General features: G+C 45.1%; 17 protein-coding genes and 1 pseudogene. 7 read left to right on the plus strand and 11 right to left on the minus strand.

Annotated features, from left to right (window positions below; genetic code table 11):
* Window positions 1-31: 31 nt before the first annotated feature.
* The 6 genes from CHA6605_RS31360 to CHA6605_RS06020 all read right to left on the minus strand — a co-directional run bounded on the left by CHA6605_RS31360 (window position 32) and on the right by CHA6605_RS06020 (window position 8786).
* Window positions 32-4126: a PAS domain S-box protein gene (locus CHA6605_RS31360; RefSeq protein WP_015158621.1), complete on the minus strand. Its 4095-nt coding sequence runs from the start codon at window positions 4124-4126 to the stop codon at window positions 32-34.
* Window positions 4126-4557: a response regulator gene (locus CHA6605_RS06000; RefSeq protein WP_015158622.1), complete on the minus strand. Its 432-nt coding sequence runs from the start codon at window positions 4555-4557 to the stop codon at window positions 4126-4128. The genes CHA6605_RS31360 and CHA6605_RS06000 overlap by 1 nt, the downstream gene beginning before the upstream one ends.
* A complete protein-coding gene (locus CHA6605_RS06005) occupies window positions 4550-6595 on the minus strand; it encodes a GAF domain-containing protein (RefSeq protein ID WP_015158623.1) in 2046 nt (681 codons plus the stop codon). The genes CHA6605_RS06000 and CHA6605_RS06005 overlap by 8 nt, the downstream gene beginning before the upstream one ends.
* A 169-nt stretch (window positions 6596-6764) precedes the next feature.
* A complete protein-coding gene (locus CHA6605_RS06010) occupies window positions 6765-7961 on the minus strand; it encodes an RNA-guided endonuclease InsQ/TnpB family protein (RefSeq protein ID WP_015158624.1) in 1197 nt (398 codons plus the stop codon).
* A 5-nt stretch (window positions 7962-7966) separates the two neighbouring features.
* Complete coding sequence (locus CHA6605_RS06015; protein ID WP_015158625.1) at window positions 7967-8377, minus strand: nucleotidyl transferase AbiEii/AbiGii toxin family protein; 411 nt, start codon at window positions 8375-8377, stop codon at window positions 7967-7969.
* Entirely contained in the window at window positions 8367-8786 is a 420-nt protein-coding gene (locus CHA6605_RS06020) for a DUF6088 family protein (protein ID WP_015158626.1), read from the minus strand. Before CHA6605_RS06020 ends, CHA6605_RS06015 begins: the two co-directional genes overlap by 11 nt.
* Window positions 8787-9297: 511 nt before the next feature.
* Between CHA6605_RS06020 and CHA6605_RS06025 the strand changes: the two genes are divergently transcribed.
* Both CHA6605_RS06025 and CHA6605_RS31365 read left to right on the plus strand, forming a co-directional pair.
* On the plus strand, window positions 9298-9942 hold the full coding sequence (locus tag CHA6605_RS06025; RefSeq protein WP_157259840.1) for a hypothetical protein: 645 nt from the start codon (window positions 9298-9300) through the stop codon (window positions 9940-9942).
* 166 nt (window positions 9943-10108) lie between these two features.
* Window positions 10109-11481 (plus strand): annotated as a pseudogene (locus CHA6605_RS31365) (IS4 family transposase).
* 43 nt (window positions 11482-11524) lie between these two features.
* Here the strand turns inward: CHA6605_RS31365 and CHA6605_RS37095 are convergent.
* Window positions 11525-11758 (minus strand): helix-turn-helix domain-containing protein, encoded by a 234-nt coding sequence (locus tag CHA6605_RS37095; RefSeq protein ID WP_086936175.1) that lies wholly within the window; start codon window positions 11756-11758, stop codon window positions 11525-11527.
* A gap of 252 nt (window positions 11759-12010) precedes the next feature.
* Between CHA6605_RS37095 and CHA6605_RS06040 the strand changes: the two genes are divergently transcribed.
* From CHA6605_RS06040 to CHA6605_RS37100, 4 genes are all read left to right on the plus strand, one after another.
* Window positions 12011-12700: a hypothetical protein gene (locus tag CHA6605_RS06040; protein ID WP_157259842.1), complete on the plus strand. Its 690-nt coding sequence runs from the start codon at window positions 12011-12013 to the stop codon at window positions 12698-12700.
* A complete protein-coding gene (locus CHA6605_RS06045; RefSeq protein WP_157259844.1) occupies window positions 12667-13491 on the plus strand; it encodes a CHAT domain-containing protein in 825 nt (274 codons plus the stop codon). Before CHA6605_RS06040 ends, CHA6605_RS06045 begins: the two co-directional genes overlap by 34 nt.
* 175 nt (window positions 13492-13666) lie before the next feature.
* Entirely contained in the window at window positions 13667-13915 is a 249-nt protein-coding gene (locus CHA6605_RS06050; RefSeq protein WP_015158628.1) for a ribbon-helix-helix domain-containing protein, read from the plus strand.
* A 169-nt stretch (window positions 13916-14084) separates the two neighbouring features.
* Window positions 14085-14264 (plus strand): type II toxin-antitoxin system RelE/ParE family toxin, encoded by a 180-nt coding sequence (locus CHA6605_RS37100; protein WP_315874937.1) that lies wholly within the window; start codon window positions 14085-14087, stop codon window positions 14262-14264.
* 12 nt (window positions 14265-14276) lie between these two features.
* On the opposite strand, the gene CHA6605_RS06060 is transcribed toward CHA6605_RS37100, so the two are convergent.
* The 4 genes from CHA6605_RS06060 to CHA6605_RS06075 form a co-directional block, all read right to left on the minus strand.
* Complete coding sequence (locus CHA6605_RS06060; RefSeq protein ID WP_015158629.1) at window positions 14277-15212, minus strand: HipA domain-containing protein; 936 nt, start codon at window positions 15210-15212, stop codon at window positions 14277-14279.
* A complete protein-coding gene (locus CHA6605_RS06065; protein WP_015158630.1) occupies window positions 15209-15913 on the minus strand; it encodes a hypothetical protein in 705 nt (234 codons plus the stop codon). Before CHA6605_RS06065 ends, CHA6605_RS06060 begins: the two co-directional genes overlap by 4 nt.
* Before the next feature lie 368 nt (window positions 15914-16281).
* Window positions 16282-16725 carry a hypothetical protein gene (locus CHA6605_RS06070; protein ID WP_015158631.1) on the minus strand — a complete coding sequence of 148 codons (444 nt, stop codon included), beginning with the start codon at window positions 16723-16725 and terminating at the stop codon, window positions 16282-16284.
* A 215-nt stretch (window positions 16726-16940) separates the two neighbouring features.
* Window positions 16941-17522 (minus strand): hypothetical protein, encoded by a 582-nt coding sequence (locus tag CHA6605_RS06075; RefSeq protein WP_015158632.1) that lies wholly within the window; start codon window positions 17520-17522, stop codon window positions 16941-16943.
* Between the two features lie 88 nt (window positions 17523-17610).
* Here CHA6605_RS06075 and CHA6605_RS32580 point away from each other — a divergent pair.
* Window positions 17611-18314, plus strand: a protein-coding gene (locus tag CHA6605_RS32580; RefSeq protein WP_422678764.1) for an IS1 family transposase whose coding sequence is annotated in 2 segments (ribosomal slippage) — window positions 17611-17950 and window positions 17950-18314 — 705 coding nt in all. Because the reading frame shifts where the segments join, the coding sequence is not laid out codon by codon here.
* Window positions 18315-18604: the final 290 nt, after the last annotated feature.

Here is an 18604-nt window from a genome sequence, read left to right on the forward strand (position 1 = left end):
AGCGAATCTTGGCTAATATCGATCTCAAAAGTCAAATCTCGGAGAGCCAAGTAAATTTAAAAGTCGTCCCGATGCCGAGCTGAGATTCGAGGGTAATTTCGCCGCCCTGAGTTTCGACGAGCTTCTTGACGATCGATAGCCCGATGCCAGTATTATTTTTATCGGCACCAGACAGTGTTCTAAAAATATCAAACACCTCTGCTTGGTTTGCTGGAGCGATCCCCCGACCATCATCTGTGACACTAAATTCCCACATCTGAGCATCCGGCTGGACAGTGACTTGAATTCTGCCATCGGGACGATCGTGATGTTTGTAAGCATTCCCAATCAAATTTGCTAAAACTTGACACAATAAGACGCGATTGGTGGTAATTGGTGGTAGCTCGGCGGGTAGCTCGACCACAAAACTGTCGGGAATGCTCAATGAATCGACGATCTCGGCCAGGAGCTGCTCGACTCTAAAAGTTGCCAGACTTGCAGCGTTACTTCCGACCCGAGCATATTCTAGTAAACCAGTGATGAGGCTATCCATGCGATCTACCCGCGATTGCATCAAGTCTAGATTCGTGAGAATATCTGGATCGATCGTTGGCGGTAGGTCATCGCGAATCCAGGCGGCGAGATTGGAAATCCCGCGCAAAGGGGCTTTGAGATCGTGAGAAACTATATACGAGAAGCGATTTAACTCTTGATTGCGTTCTTCTAAGAGTTGGTTAATCTTTTGTAAAGCTGATTCAGCCCGGATGCGTTCGATCTCGATGTATATTCGCACAATCAATTCACCCATCAACTCTAGTTCGTCCTCGCGCCAAAGTGATGGCATCTGCCGAGCACCGGACATCATAAATTTAAACTTACTATTACCTATGTAGGGAATGTTGACTACGGAACGCACTTGCAATGAGTCGTAAGCCCTGCCTCCATCTTTCACCTTTGGATCTGCATACACATCCTCAATTGCCATATTTTGTCCAGATTGAAGCTCTTGCAGATGGATTTCGCTAAAGTAATCTAAGAGGCGATGGACACCTAAAGCATTGGATAGATCGTCATCTTTGTTGGCATAGATAACTCGAGCTTCATCGGCATCAACATCACTAAAAGTTAAAATCGAAAAGTCAAACCACAGGCGGATCTTCTCTCCCACGACATTAATAATTTGCTCTAGATTTTCGATGATGGCAAGGTCATTTTGAATCTCGGCTAGAAAATTATTATTTAGCTCCTGTTGTTTGTGATCGGTAATATCGATCGCAGCGAGAATCGCATAACTGGGGCGATGAACCGCGCCCGAACGATCGAAAAAGACTTGTTTGCGGACGCTCAGCCAGCGGACTTCGCCATTAGAACAGACGACCCGATGATCCTGGGCAAACCAACCCTGACCCGCTGGATCGATAACCCGCGAGATCGTCGCTTCGAGTTCGGCCCGCTCGTCAGGATGGAACGTAGCGTGGATCTGTGCTCGCGTGACGACTAATTCATCGGTAGAAAATCCATATAAAACAGCAGCTTCGGGCGATAGCTCGACTAGATTGGTGGCATAGTCAAATTTAGCCAGTCCCACACCTGCTACTGCAATTCCTGTATTCAATCGCTCTTCACTCTCTAGCAAAGCTGCTTCAGTACGTTTGAGATGAGTAATATCGTAGCCTTCACCTACTAACGCCGTAACTCGTCCGAGTTCGTCAAATACAGGTTTGAGCGAAAAGTTGGTAATCATGGTTTGACCACCAGCGGCGGGAAATGACACTTCATAGCTAATGAATTCCCCTTGGGCTGCCAGATCGATCGAGCTTCTGAGTTGCTGTTGTAACTCCGGCGAATGCGTCCACCACGGTGTTTCCCAGAAGTTTTTGCCGACGATCTCAGCTTTGGCAGTGCCCACTGAGTTTAATGCTGCTTGATTGACTTCGAGTAAAACGCCATCGATACTCAACAGTCCGATAAATTCAAAGGTCTGATCGAAAATCGCGCTGAACTTGCGTTCGCTCTCCAGCAAGGCTAGTTCTGCCTGTTTGCGATCGGTGATTTCTTGCACGACGGCATTAATGCCGACACTCTGTCCGGTTACATCCTTGAGTGGATAATAATTTGCGATCCAAGTCCGGCAAACTCCAGGCTGAGCGAGCGTTTCACCGCTAATTTCTAGATTCAGTAGGGCTTCTCCTGTTTCTAATACGCGTCGCTGTAGCGGTTCGATTTTATCAGCTAAGTCCGGGACGATTTCGCGCACGGTGCGCCCAATGGTATCGGCTATCGCAATGCCGTCAATTTCTGCTAGCCGTTGATTGAGTCGCTCAAAGCGCAAGTCAACATCGAGAATTGCCATCCCGATGGGTGCGGTTTGATAAATGGCTTCAATTTTCATCAGTTGGCTGTGAACCAGTTCCTGACTCTGACGCAGTGCGTCTTCTGCTTGCCGTCGCTCGGTCAGATCGTGCGAAATCACGAGGAACTGCTCGACATTCCCATCTGCGTCATGCAGGGGAATCACATTCACTTGCCACCATTTGGGCACCCCTGTCGCGGTCGGACATTGCCCTTCAAATTTACCGATCGTTCCGGCTGTAGCAGTTGCCAGAGCGGCTTGAGCCAGTTCCTGTTCGCTCCCACCCCAAAACTGCGTCCATAAAGATCGATCGTAGTCGGCAAAATCATCGATTTCTAACAGCCGTTTGCCCCTATCGTTCAGATACAGGAGCCGACCTTCAAGATCCAGCACCTTGATACAATCTTGATTATTTTCTAAGATCCGGCGATTAAATTCCTCACTGCGACGCAGGCTAACCTCGGCTTGCTTGCGATCGGTGATGTCTAAATCTACGCCCGACATCCGAATCGGTTGCCCACTCGCATCGTAAAACACTTTGCCCTGACTCAGTGCCCACCGAACGGTGCCATCTGGATAAACCACCCGAAATTCGATGTCGTAGTTTGCACCAGGGGTCATTGCCGCAGCGATCGCTGCTAAAACGCGATCGCGGTCTTCTGGATGCAGCCGAGCCACAAACTGCTCATAGGAACCATCAAATTCTCCAGGAGCCAACCCAAACAGGGCTTCCATGTTGGCTGACCAGGTAATTTGGTTGTCTAGAATATTCCAATCCCAGGTTCCCATCCGGGCAGCTTGTAGCCCCAGCAGCAGTCTTTCTTCACTGCTGCGCAGCACCTCCTCTGTCCGTTTGCGCTCCGCGAGTTCGGTTTGGGCTTGCTGATAAAGCTCCGCCTGACGGATAGCAACGCTGACCTGAGTGGACAATTGCTGAAGCAAATCAATCTCTAACGGTTTCCACTGACGAGGGGCAGCGCAGTGATGAGCAATCAGCACACCCCAAAACTGGTTGTCGTGCAAAATGGGCACCACTAGGTTTGCTCTCACTTGACACCCAGCCAAGAGTTGGACGTGGCATGGATCGATGCTGCCATCGTAAATATCGGCTTTGACGGTCACTCTTCCTTGACGCTGGGGATCGACATAGCTCTCGGCAAAACAGGGATCGTAGATCTGCTCGGACAGAATCGATTGCCACTGTGCTCCCACAGATTCTGCGACCACCCTGCCGTTGCCGCCTGCCTCCACCTGGAACACAACCACTCGATCGGTCTGAAGAAATTGCCGCACTTCTATGACGGTAGTGTGCAAAATCTCATCTAAGTCTAGCGATCGAGACACGTTCTGAGCAATCTGGGCAACGACTCGCTCTCGATCGATGCGCTCTTGGAGTTGAGTTTGCAACTGCACCGTCTTAATCGTTGCATCCAATGCCAGTTTCAGACTCTCCGGCGTAATTTGTCCCTTAACTAGATAATCTTGTGCGCCCGCTTTAATCGCTTGGACGGCGATCGTTTCGCTACCAACGCCCGTCATCATCACGATCGGGAGCGGCTGCTGAGTTTGCAGGGCAGCAAGAAATTCTAGCCCGTCCAGGTCGGGCAGTTGATAATCTAGCAACACTGCATCGGGCTGGTGCTGTCGCCAAAGATTCAATCCTTCGTTGCCAAAGCTCGCCTCGACGATCGTGTAGTCATAGTCGCGATCTCGCAGCAAATATCGTCGATACATCTCGCGGTCTTCTGGGCAATCCTCCACAATCAAGACAGTGCGACAAAGTTGAGTGTTCATTAGCGTTGCTCCATCGGATCGATAGGCAAAACTGTAGTATTAAACCAGTAGTCGATTAAACTTTCAATACTGTGCTTCAATCGAGCAAAATTCATCGGTTTGACAATGTAGCTGTTAACCCCCTGTCGATAACAGGCTTCAATATCCTTAGGATTGTTGGAAGTTGTAAAGATAATGACCGGAACTAACTTTAGTGTCTCATCTTGTTTAATTTTTCGCAATACTTCGCGTCCGTCCGTTCCAGGTAAGTTGAGATCGAGCAAAATTAGCCCCGGACGCGGCGCGCTTTGAGGATCGGCGTAGCGATCGGTGCGATACAGAAATGCCAGCGCGTCATCGCCATTTACACAGCGATAAATCGGGATCGTCAACGGCGATCGACGAACATAGCGTTGAAATGCTTCAAAATCTTCATTGCTGTCTTCAATCACTAACAAGAGTGGGGGTTGCTCGATCGAGGTTACGGGTGCTTCGCTCCTTGCAGCCGATTTCCACCCATTTCTCAGCTTTGTCGTTGTACTTGATGGCATTGGTCAGCAGGTTGGTGAATAGCTCGCTGATTTGGGTGCGATCGCAGGAAATCGTCGGCAAGGAGCGAGGCAACCGAAACTCGATCGAGCTTTGCGGCTGGCTGATTCTCAAGGTGTCGATCGCTTGTCGCACCACTTCAGCCAAGTTGGTGGGTTGACGAGAGAGTTCGGCACGTCCGAGTCGAGAATAGTGCAGCAGCGAATTAATCAGATCTTCCATCCGCTGCGTCAGCCGCACGACGGTATTTAGTTTGTCAACGCCATCGGCATCCAACACTCGGGCATAATCCTCCATCAAGATATTGGAGTAGTTATGAATCCCGCGCAGTGGCTCTTTGAGATCGTGAGATGCAATGTAGGCAAATGAATCGAGTTCGCTGTTGCTGCGCTCTAGCTCCAGGTTAATTTCTGCCAAATCGTCTGCCTGCTTGAGAATCACGCCCACAATTAGGCTCCGCAGCTCGGTGACAATTTCGATCTCACAAGCTCTCCAGAGCAAAGAGCAACCCTGCACGGTTTCTTGCCACCGTTCAAAGGATTTGCGCGGCGATAGCCGTGTTTCTCCATCGTCTGTGATTTCTACAGGTTTGTTAGGGTTGCCGCCCCAGTTCACCGTTTGAATCACCTCTGGACGAAACCAGAGAATGTAATTTTGATGGAACGCAGAGATCTCTAGCACCAACACGCCACTGGCAACTGCCTTAAAGGATGCTGCGGCTGGGTAAAGCTGAGCGAGCGAGCGCGTCTCAAATAGGTTGTGCTGAATCTGGGTTTTGACCCAATCTCGCAGGGCTGGCAATTCGGTCTCTGGGGGTGTTTGACCGACACAAATGATTTGGTCTCCCGCACAAATTGCCGCTCCTGATGCGCTAACGAGATCGAGCAAATTTGAGTCGAGTTGGAGCAACCCATCCAAAAAACGTTCTGACTGAGACAGCGATTCAACTAGCTTGCCTTGCAGCGATTTCAAGCTCATCTTGTAATCTAAGTCTTCATGATTTTCCTTGTTGGTCAGTTCGACTGACATCACCTGCCCCACAAACTCACAAATCGTTCGCACGTTATAAGGCACATGGCGAGGGGTCGAATGATGACAGGCAATCAGCCCCCACAGCTTTTGGTCTTGGATCGGCGAAATTGACATGGAAGCTCCAACTCCCATGTTACTGAGATATTCCAGATGTAAAGGTGATACACTCCGCAGCACCGATAAACTCAAATCTGTGGGGCGATTTTCTACAAGATTGTGCGCCGGGACTAATGCCACAGACTCATAGGTAGAGTCAGGAATCAACCGCAGCCAGTTGAGGGTATAAAGCTCCTTTGCTTGCTTGGGAATGTCAGTCGGCGGGTAGTGTAAGCCCAGATAAGGAGTCAGCGCGTGTGCCCGAGCTTCGGCGATCGCTCGTCCGGCTCCTTCTGCGTCAAACTGATAGACCATGACGCGATCGAACCCGGTGACTTTTCGCACTTCTTTGACCACCGCCTCAGACATCTCTAGCAAGGTGGGAGCCTTTTGAATCTTAGTAATTGCGCCTTTAACCCGCTGGTAAAACTCAACAAAATCCGCCTTCTGGCTTTTCTGTTTGGGTTCTAGTTCCAAAATAATTAGTGCCTGCTGGCGATGCACAATCCCATCAAACTTCAGCAATTTGGCTGCACGTTTAATCGAGATATCTAACGGATTCACAGACTCAAAGTCTTCGCTCAAACACTGCCGGATGGTAGCAATTTGCTTGGCAGTGAGCAAGGCTAATAGCGGTTTACCTAATAGGTCTTTCGGAGGATGACCGATTGACTCAAGCGTGTTGCTACTGACCTGAACGATCGTCAAGTCCGGCTCTTGCAGCACCAAAAGTACACCATGCGGTTGAATTAGCCCTGGAATGTGAATTTGTTCGCGATCGCAATTGGTCAAATCAACAGCTTGATATGTCATGGATGATGTGTACGAGACAAAAGCTCAAAAGCTGTGAATAAAAAGGGGGCATTCAAATGGTTCGTTTCCCCTAAAACCCTATGTACTAAGATACTGTATTTCGCAAGACTCGCGAACACACGGAGGCGACGGGGTAGGGGAAACGCATGTGAACTACCCGACTCTCACCCTATCGGGTAGAGAGCGGGCTTCCAGCTTCGCGGGGAACAGCGTCCGACAAGACCGAAATCTTGCCACCACGACTTACATCCCCTCCACTGGCAGCAGCACTAGTTCCTAATGCCAAAAACCGCAAGGCTTCATCTCTGATGTTTTTTGCCGCATTTACGTCGCGATCGTTTCGAGATTTACATTTAGGGCAATCCCAATGACGAACATCCAATGGCATCTCAGATACTTTGTACAGACAATTATTGCAAGTCTTAGAGCTAGGGAAAAATCGGTCAACCTCAATATAGGTTTTCCCATCTTTCTCGGCTTTGTACTTGAGCATTGTTCCGAGCATCCCCCACCCAGCATCGCTAATTGCTTTGGCTAGACAGTGGTTGCGTACCATACCTTTGACATTTAGATCTTCTACTGCAATAACTTGGTTTTCGTCTACTATCTTGCGGGATAGTTTGTGCAGAAAATCTTCACGAACGCGCTTGATTTTAGAGTGGACTTTTGCCACTAATCTTCTGGCTTTATGTCTGGTGCTACTCCCCTTCTGTTTACGACTGAGTTTTTGCTGTTTGCGCTTGAGATTTTTACTATGTTTCTTGAGGTGACGAGGGTTTTTATACTTACTGCCATCACTAGTTACACAGAAGTCAATCAAGCCTACATCTACACCAATTGCCTTGCCGTCTGTATTAGTATCTACACTGGGAATGCCGTCATCAACCAAGATAGAAACAAAATATTTTCCATCTGGGTTTTTAGATACGGTGACAGTCTTTACCGTGCCATCAAAAGTACGATGAATTTTACAATTCACTTCACCAATGATAGGTAGCTTGATAGACTTGTCGCCGACTTTGACATTCTGAGGATAACTGACAGATTGCCGTCCATGCTTTGATTTGAAGCTAGGAAAACCAGCTTTTTTCTCAAAGAAGTTTTGATAAGCAACAGATAGGTTTAGAGCTACAACTTGCAAAGACTGCGAGTAAGCACCTTTCTTTAGCCAAGGATATTCTATCTTTAGCTGAGGCAACAGACCTTGGATCGCACCTCGACTTAGCCCCTTACCAGTAGCCTTGTATGTTTCCTGACAAAGATTTAGGCTGTAATTCCAGAACCAACGCGAACAACCAAAAGCACCAGCAAAATATTGCTGCTGTTCGGCTGTTGGGTATAGTCGGAATTTGTAAGCTTGGTACATTATCATTAACTAAGGTTGCTGATAATATTGTAATGAATATACAAAGAAAAGGCAAGGAAGTTGCTCATCTCCTCATACCCGCTCTCCTTCTCGAAGCAGCGTCGCTTGTCGGGTTTGTCGAGCGGGCAATCGTCGCTTCGCTCGGCTTTCATCCCGACGCTCATCCGAAACGGATAGAGCGCGGGACTTCCCGCCTGTCCGTTAAAATCTATATCTTCAGAAAATCTTTTAATTAGTTGATACGCTTTACTTAAAGATGTCCCGCCTGAAAAAACTAGCTGAAAGCGAGGATCTTGAATTTTAGATAAAATATCGAGCAGTTGTGTTGTGTACCAATCTTTTTCAAAAAAACTTGGATCGGCTCTAGTTTTTCTAGCAAGGACATCAATTGTATCAATCGTTAATTTATTTAGCATGTTCGTAAGTTACATAGGTGCCGTCATACCCAATTTTTCTATTAGGCTGTTTACCTTTAATGGCTAACCTTCTGCCAGTTGGCACTTGAGTACTTCGCCCTTCTTGCCGTTCTCGTTCGGCTTTAGATACTACGACTTGATATCCAAGACGAGTTAGTGCCTCGCGAGCTAGTGCTGGCAAAGATTTTGCCTTGGGAATAACTTCTCCTGGGAATAAGTCTGATATTTCTGTCAAACAATATAAACCTGAACCCAACCTCAATAATTTACATTCTTTACACAGTTGAGATAAAGCCTTGCCCACTCGATCGTAGTTACCAATGTGAGCAAAGTCAGAACGCAGAAAAACATCAAAATTGCTCTGTTCCATCTCAGCTAAGATAATCTCTTTTAATTTGCTATTTTCCATCTTAAATTGCTCCACCCATCGCAGTTATTATTCTACCAAATATTAAATATCATGGCCGATCTTTCTCAATATTTATAATTGGCAGAGTTTTTTTATCGACACGGAGCTTACTTCAAGATAACTGTTACTAAAGTCTTTAAAATCTTTGCAAAAGAGGCATTACATTCGCTTATTTATTTTTTTGAATTATCAAAGCTTTTAGCTCGGTAGTCTTCACTCGTGCAACTTCTTTCTATTAATGCTGTTAGTTTGAGCTAGCGGCACATCTCCATTTTATCCTCATTTTGAGAATCTTGAGTCCGTAATATCCTCATCAAAGGTAGAATAAGCTAAGACCGCTCGATATGCCAAAATGTAACTTTAGCTCGGCAACGGGGTTACACGGGAGAGCGATCTATCGATCCAGACTCCGTTTGAGTTCGATCGCTTGAGTTGCTGATGGTATTTACTGAAGATTCCGGTCGATCTGTTCGCCTTGAATACCTGCACCTGTATTTCCTTGCGGCTACCGATGTCCTCTACTGTGGTAAAAAACAGCAATAATCTAACTTTATGCGACCTAACGACCGTAACTAATTATCGGATACGGCAATTAATGGAATTGAGTGTCAATCAAGCTCCGTTTGACAATCGGTACTATCATCAGCTTGAAATCATGGATGAGTATACTCTGCTGCAAACTGAGGTTTGTGGGCAAGTGCCGATTCTTCACCAGCGAATGTCGAAATTTCAGGATAACAGATCGGAGTATATTCTAATTTATGCTGATAGAAGGTTGATTGAAGTACTCGATCTAAAAATAGAACGGGTGGTATTTCGTAATTTTAGCAGTGAGTTTCAAAAATTTTATCAATCTGTCCCAAAATTAAATCCGTTACTGAAATTACCCAAAAAAGAAAAGAGCCATAGTAGCAAACTGAGTTTTTTGATTAGAGTCGTACACTGTCCGCACAATGCTGACGATCCATCTGTTTACATCATAGACAATATAGATGAACCAGATTATCAGCCATATATTCGTGACAATAAATCTCGTTACATCGGCTCTCCCGCCCATACGGTGATAAGTATTGCTTATTTGAATAATTTCCGTTTCACTCCAATTATTCAAATAAGCAAGCCAATAGCTTCTCTTTCATTAGATCGAAATTCTTAAATCCATAACTTTGGCGAATTATTAACTTAATTTCTGTTAAAATCGTAGCAAATTTTCCTTGTCCTTTCCCATTCGTGACAAGTTAAGAAAATCAGAGATTTGTCAAAAGGGTAATAAAAAGATGCCAAACTGTTTCTAGTCAAGAGTTTGAGGGAATAGAGGCCTGATGACCAGCCGCCGAAGAAGTAACCGCGACCACGCCAAAAAGAACCACCAACCGGGTGTGGAAGATGAGATCATCGCCGCTCAAGTAGAGGCTTTATTGACACCAGCAATTTTCAATCAAAGTCATTACTACCGACAATTAGGGCTGAGAAATCGGCTGTTAAATTTACCCTTGATGATGGCAGCAGTGCTGACGCTACTGTGGCGGAATGTGCCAGGAGTCAGAGAACTAAGCCGAATGTTAGGGCGAGAAGGATTTTTGTGGTGTGAGCCAACACAAGTAAGTCAACAGGCGATTGCACAAAGATTTCTGACCTTTCCATCTGAGTTATTTGAGAGAGTGTTTAAGGAATTACTGCCAGAATTTAGAGTGAAGTGGCACCAGAGAAAACAGCGATTGTTGCCACAAAGCATTGAATTTGCTCAAGCAAAATTTGAGCGGATTTGGGCATGTGATGGCTCCACATTGGAAGCGATATTCAAGAAATTAGATAGCTTATCTGATGTGCCAATCGGACAACTAGCGGGAAAAATGGGAGTAGTCATAGATTTGGTGACGAGATTGCCGATTGAAATCTGGTTTAGAGAAAATCCCAAAGCTTCAGATGTTAATTTTGAGAAAGATATCCTGAATTTAGTAACATCGGGCACTTTATTGCTCTTGGATCGAGGCTTCTATCATTTCCAATTTTGGCAAGAATTAATTAACAGAGATATTCATTTTATTACTCGATTAAAAAAAGGTGCATCGCTACAGATAGAGCGAGTATTTAGCAATAGTTATAGTATCCGTGACCGAATAGTGCGGATGGGGTCTGGCACCAAAAAGACTCCATATATAACTGTAAGATTAGTCGAAATTAAAGTGGGTAAAGTCTGGTATTCTTATCTAACTAGTGTACTCGACCCATTGAATCTTCCTCCCTATGTAGTCGCCGATTTGTACGGAAGACGGTGGCGAATTGAAGAGGCTTTTAATACTGTTAAACGATTGCTCGGGTTGAGTTATTTATGGACTGGTTCAGTTAATGGAATTAAATTACAGATGTGGGGGACTTGGCTGTTTTAGCAGTTCTAGTCGATTTAGGTGATGCTGTAGCTGATGAATTATCTCTCCCATTCGACCGCATTTCTTTAGAGATGATTTATCGAGGTCTTTATCACTTTCATGTAGCTCATCATAAAGGTTTAGCTGCCAATCCAGTCACCTATTTTGCTGCCCCAGAGAATCAAGATTTAGGTATTGTTAAAACTGTTCGTAAACCTAATGTTAAGTTAATTATTGCACCTTTTCCTGATTCTATGAGTCGAACAGACAATTTTTTCTTCGACTCATCGCCTCAAGCCCGCTTGACAAGTGCGATCGCTTCTTAACTTGTCACTAATGGTCCTTTCCTTCTGGCAAATTCGTCTAAACTTAATCGCTTAGGCAGCCCCCAGTCTTGCTTGGTGCGCTAAACCGTCGGGAAACAAAGGCGTGCGCGCATCCGCTTTTTTTTAATTTAGCAACTTTATGAAAAATATCTTGGACGGCATTCTCACTCATCTTTTCATTATCACTGACTTGCTTGACGGTTGATTCTTTGACTTTTTCATATATATATTCTTGATATCTATTCGTTTGCCTTTGTCTCTTGTTCAACCAAGACAAAGGTTCAGTTGGTGATGTTTTGCAGTTATAACAATAGAACTGACGGCGAGGTACTTGTAAGTATACTACCTATCCAAAAACAGATAAATCTCTGACTAAAACCGGACGAGTTTGATGTACATGGCATATGTATTCATTGCAATTAGGGCAATTAATTCCAGCATTAACTAATTGTAACTTCACAACTATGGCATCTAACGTGCTCGAATAGCTATCGGCAACAATATTAGGTAAATTTAGTAAAGTATCTAGGTGAAAATCCATATTTGGGATGGGGATAAAATTCCGCTATTGCTACATTTTACCCCATTTGCCCCATATAGGCGGGAGAGCCAAAGAGCTTTTCTTTTGATGCTACTAGCGGTGGAAGTGGAAGAGAATATTTTGTGTCAGTGGTTCGGTTATAGTACCGAGTCAAATCGCCTCGCTTTTGTGGAAGAACATCAAAGTGGATTAGGAGGATTAGTTTCCCTACTCTGTCAATATTTCCCCGATGACAGTGAGAAAATCGCCCAGGTAGCGATCGCAGTTGCACGACGAAAGGCTTTTGCAGCACAGGCAGAAGTAGAGTTAAACTATCAGCGTTATGGTGACAAATATCCCGATTTAGCTGAAGATTTTCAGGAATTAGCCACCGCTCAGGGCAAACTTACTCACCTCAATCACACCTATTACCATCACCAAAGCGTAATGGATGATGCGGCGAGGGAGTCTCATCAGCAAATCAAACAAACGCTAACGGAGCAGATCGATCGATTGGAGCGGAAGCTTTCGGCAAATGTACCGGAATTGCGCCAACTTCAGCAACATGTCACGCTACCAGCGATTTTTGCGGCGTTGCCAGCGGATAGTTGCGCGATCGAATTTTATCGTTTTGATGTTTATAATTTTGGCAAGCTCCCCAATATGTGGCGTTTATCTTCGCACCTGGGGGGAATGTGAGCATGGTGAAATTGGGCGATGTGGGGGAAATCGATGGGTTAATTCGTCGATATCACGATCTGGCTTGTGATGCGAATTTACCGAGTTTTGGGGCGCGTCCAAATCCGTCGAATCAACAGCCAAAACCTGTGCCAGAGGTTGAGAAAACATCTATCGATCTGCAATTGTCGCAGCGATTATTAACACCTGTTTTAGAGTCGATCGATCCTGAAACTAAGCAGCTAATTTTTATCCCTGATGGTGCATTGCATACTTTACCGAGCGTGAATTTGCTAGTGGGTTCAGATCCCCGAATTCTTGAAGAAGTCGGGGATCTGGGCGGGCTTCTAAACGATCGATTTGTCTGTACTTATCTATCTACTTTGCGAGAACTTTTAACCCGTACAGATCGCCCAGATCGATTCTCCGATGGTGAGGCGCGGCCAACGCTCAATCCATCGATCGCGATCGGTAATCCAAATTATAATTATCTTGCTTCTGCACTCACTCCCCAATTATTTCAACCCATTCCCGAAAGTCAATTATTACTCAATTCGCTCAAGTTGCAACTCGATTCAGACGCTCACTTTTTCACTGGCGATCGAGCAACTGAAACCGTTTTACTAGAAGCTAAATCACCAAAATTATTAGTTATTATTACTCATGGTGAATTACTGAATAGGGACGGCGATCCAATGCAAAATCATGGATTAGCTTTAACTGGAGCAAATTCTTGGTTAGCTGGGGAAAAATTACCCGCCGAAATTGGTAAAGGCTTCCTCCTAGCTCGTGATGTCGCCTATCTCGATTAGCTTTATTAACTACTAGTTCCACCCGCAACCACTGGGTTAATATACTTTACCAGTCAAGTTTGGGAAAGTTGGAGCGATCCCGTAGATGGAGAGTAATTGATTCGCCAGAAACAACATTAAGCGATCGAGTAAAATAGAGAGGCTTAGTACACCATTGTCCTATGTCTCAAACACCATGAACACTCTCCCCATCACCCTCCCCGCAAGCCTCACCACCTACCTCCAAACCCAAATCGAATCCGGTCACTACGCCACACCTAGCGACTACATCCAAGCCCTGATCCAAGCAGACCGCGATCGCCAAGCTCGTCTCGAAACCCTCGCTCTCGAAGGCATCCAATCTGGCTCCGCCACCCCCATGACTTCTGACGACTGGTCGCAGATCCGCGCCACCGTCCGCCACAACATCAGTCAAGGCAACTAAACCATGCCACAACTGAACAAACGCCCGATCGTCATTCAAGATCTCGTTGAAATTTCCACCTACATTAGCTATGACAATTTAGACGCAGGCGTTGGCGTAGCCTACCGGAGGTAATCGATTTATCTATGCTGCCGAAGCCACCTTCCAACTCATCGCCAAAACCCCTGGCATCGGCAGGTTGAGCGGTTTTACTAAGCCAGAAGTCGTACAAGTTCGCCAATACCCTGTCAAAGGATTCCCAAACTATCTCATCCTCTACCAATTGACTGAAGACACCATCGACATCATTCGTGTCCTGCATGGCGCACGCAACATAGAACTTACCCTATTTGAAACCGAGAACCAATAATGAACGCTCGATCTAAATACAACTTCCCCAACGCTCAAAATTACTCAGGATTCGATCGCGGTTAGCCTCCAGCAAGTCTTGAGCAAATTTAGCAGCAAGGGGGCTAATTCGCTCATCAGGGACTCGATCGAAGATAGCTTCGATTCGATCTAAATCGATCTGAATGAGCCTTTCCAGCCAGATCTTAGCAGCATCAGGGTAGATATTTGCAGCAATCTCAAATGCTTGAATTGGATTGACTCGTCCGGCATTATTCCAGAAAGCTGATTTCATTAAATTGGGGTCGAAGTCGCTGGCAGCAATCGTCGCTCTGGTCGATTCACTTAGGTTTCCACCAAGACTAGATCCGTGGTCGAAACTGGGGACAAGATCTAGTCTGCCATCTCCGAGCATTACTTCCCAGTTATTTGGATGTCGGTCTACTCCCGTACAGACTGCATCTAGAGCTAGATAGCCCACAAATAAGTCGGTAGCACGAGCTATTCCTGGTATTCCGGCCCAGTTTTGAGGACAACCCACCTCATTTTGTAACAAAGATGTTAGGACATTCTCAACACTATAGCTCGATGGATAACTTGTTTCATAGTCACGAATACTATTTGTCAGGAAGTCTCCACCAGCAATAGATTCAAACCCTGAAGGCAAGCAGTCGATCGATAAAGAGCCTTCAATAAAACGCTGTCGTTCTTCATTCCAAGCCAGCGCAAATTCATAACGAGCGGCAGGTAAATCTAATAGCTTTGAGATTTCATAAACCACCTTTTCCGACCAATCATTCCGCACGTTTGGAATTGGCATTCGCGGTGAAGTTGCAGCTTTGAACAAACATAAGCCTAGTTCTGGATGTTCGTACCAACTTTTATTCAGTACACCTTTTAACTGTTTGGGGCGATCGGTAACTACTTTCATTTCCTCAGTTAGCTGATAAATGGGAAATAGATCGCTCATGCAGCTAAAACACTTTGTAAAACTTGGTAGTGTGATTCGGTAAATGGTTTGAATTTAACAGTGGCATGACAAAGCAGATGATAATAACGCCAGCTAGTTTGTGAATTAACTTTAGCAACTTCAATTTCAATCGAACGATCGTGCCCGATCGCATCAGCTAGATATCCAGGGAGTTTCCCTAAAATAGTGTTTTCATAAGCAATATAGCCAGCCGAATCGACATCTAAAACTGTGCCTACTGAGAGACGATCGATATATTCATGAGTTGAAGCTTGTAATTTCACCAGATGTTGAGGCAGAAAATAAAAGTGATAGTCCCCATCACCATCAGCGGTAACTTCGGGAAAGAGATCGTAGCCATCAGTATTTGAATACCCACCACTTCTAGACGCATAAGCAATTGGGTTAACAGGATATCTGGGTAAGCCAAAAAACTCCAATTCCTCTTGAGCATCTTCAGGACGAGCGATTGGCATCCGCTGGGCGAAAATCGCCGGAATGTCCTGAGAAATTTTAACTTCATCAGGTTTAATCAATCCTTTTTCAAATAGCAATCGCATATTGGGACTAACATCGATCGCCTGGAAAACTCCATTCACATAACAAGTATGGTAGCCAGCAGCCGTCAAGGACATTTTTCTAATTGGAAACCAGGATTGAGTAATCGGATCTGTCCAGCCCATAAACAGCGCAGTAATCATAAATTTCCTAATTTCAGCAACTATGCCAATTATATGTTAGGTACACCAGTCTTTCTCAAGAAGTATATGGTTGATATTATACTCATCACGAATAATTTAGAGCATTTCAAACGATCGCGGTTTAATCAAAATACTCATATGTTATATACACATAATTATATCCAATTTTACGATCGACTTTCCTACTGCCTTTGATGCCCAAGCGTCTTCCAGTGGGCACTTGAGTCGAACGACGATTGTTACGTTCGGGGTCGGCTTGACTAGAAACTAAAAGGATGGAGATCGATCGAAGTATTGAGAGATCGTGTAACAACAAGTGTTGGCAAGGAGATATCGATCGACTAGCAATCGATCGATATCTTTCGATCTTAACAGTGGGTGATAACTCGACTGGTCATCATCGTCTCATAATCGGCTTCCTCCAGCCGTGCTTGAACTAGATGCACCAGATAATCTAAGCCATAGTCTTGGCTTTCACTCAAGTACTCCAAATCAAACACCGCAGGGTCTGAATACCGCCGCATTCCCCGAATTTTAATCTCATACCAATAACCCGTCACCCGTTTGGCGGCACGGTAGGTAATCTCAGTATCGATCTTCCAAATATTCCGCAGTTGAGCGATATAATCATCCCGCTCCTGGGGGAAATTATAGCCTAGATATACCAGGAACGGCGGTTGTTGATGAGTTGCATTGCCCCAAGAGTGGGGATCGCCATCGATCGATTCACAGATGACAATTCCAGGGAGAAGTTCTTTACAGGGAAAGTCGGCGGTGTTCTTAAGCGGCAGTCTACTATCGGCTATGGTCATGATTTGTACCTAAGACAAGGTGAAGTAAATAGACCTAACTTTTTATCCGATCGGGCAAAAATAGATAGGTTTTCACAATCACTAAGCGAAGCATCTAAACCGACAAAAAACCGATGCAGTCACATTAAGTTTGACTGCATCGTCGGTGCGAAGCTCGATCGAACAATCAAGGTCGAGAACTAGATTTCGATCGTTGTTAGACGACGCTTCGATAGTTACATCGACAACCCATCATCATCGGCATAAAACTGAGGTTCAGGTTGTTTAGTTGCGAGGTTAATTCGATTTGGATCGATAGAATGGTCGATTGAAACGGATATTACAGCTCGATCGTCGAATATCGACGTGCAAGCTTCGAGATTATCCATCGGAGAGTCGTCAAGAGCTTGAATCCCTAATTTTAGACTCGTGCGATCGATGAGTTCGACATCTTTAGGTTGAATATTGGGTAAGCCAACTGGTTGCCAACTACCATCGGCTTGCATCTGAGCGCACAGCACCACTTTACAGGGGCGATGCCGCAACAAGGTCATTTGTTGGAGTTCGGGGTCATAATCTAGCGTGAGGCGAGTATTTTTAAACTGTGGTTTACCATCGAGCATCTGCCAGCTAATCTGGGTTAGGCGATCTAACTGAGTCTTTTGATGGCGATCGAGTTTAGCGTTGACTGCATTAGCCACAGCATTCGCCTGTTGCATCACTTCGAGATCCCATTCTGGCTGGTAGTTGAGTTTGGCGGAAATATCGTTCCAGCCATAGCCTAAATCGCAGCCGCGATAAACTTTCCCATCGCACACATAGGAAATCCGGCGTTGCTGAATTGATGTATGATATAACGATCGAGTGTAAAGTTGACTAAAAACAATGAACAGTAAATTAGAGTCGATCGAATGTCCAGAGTGTAAGTCAACTCGTGTTAATAAAAATGGGCATAAAGCAGGCAAACAGAATCATATCTGTGTTGATTGCGGCAGACAATTCATAGATTGTTATCAAACTGATCAAGGTTATGGAGAAGAAATTAAAAAAGAATGTCTCCTCATGTATGTAAATGGGATGGGTTTCAGAGCAATTGAGCGAATTAAGGGAGTACATCATACAAGTATTATTAATTGGGTTAAGCAAGTCGGTGAATTACTCCCAAATGCTTATGCACCAGAAATAATTCCACAAGTAGGAGAGCTGGATGAACTAGAAACATTTGTTGGCTCAAAAAAAACAAAATCTGGCTCTGGACGGCAGTAAATCACTTTCACCCAGGAATTTTAGGATGGGTACTGGGCGACCACAGTGCAAAAACTTTTCAGCCATTATGGGAACTAGTCAGTAGCTGGAAATGCTACTTTTACATCACGGATGGATGGCCAGTCTACCCGATATTTATTCCAGATGGAGACCAGATTATTTGTAAAACTTATATGACTAGAGTAGAGGGAGAAAATACAAGGCTTAGACACTATTTAGCCAGACTTCATCGCAAGACGCTTTGCTATTCTAAGTCGAAAGAAATGCTGGCACATTCAGTTAGATTACTAATTCACTATCTCAAGTTCTGGGATGTTCCCATCCCATATTCAGCTAACTATTAAATGTAGCTAAAGATTTCATCCTATTTTGAATATTTTTTTGGTCTCGAAGCTTGCGCGCCGCCTAAGCGGCGGTCGCCATATCATACATCAATTCAGCAACGCCAACTATTTTATATACCTTAAACCCAACAGTTAATTTTCAAGTCGGTGATGTAAAACGTCTTCCCCTCTTTCCCATCGAATCCGCAGATGAAATCTTTGCCCAACTCGATCTCACCTTCACCGAACACGAAGCCGCCCGCGAAACCTCCGTTGAATTCAGACAACCTGGAACCTCCGGCTGGAACTAT

The sequence above is a fragment of the Chamaesiphon minutus PCC 6605 genome (assembly GCF_000317145.1).
GTDB classification, from domain to species: Bacteria; Cyanobacteriota; Cyanobacteriia; order Cyanobacteriales; family Chamaesiphonaceae; genus Chamaesiphon; species Chamaesiphon minutus.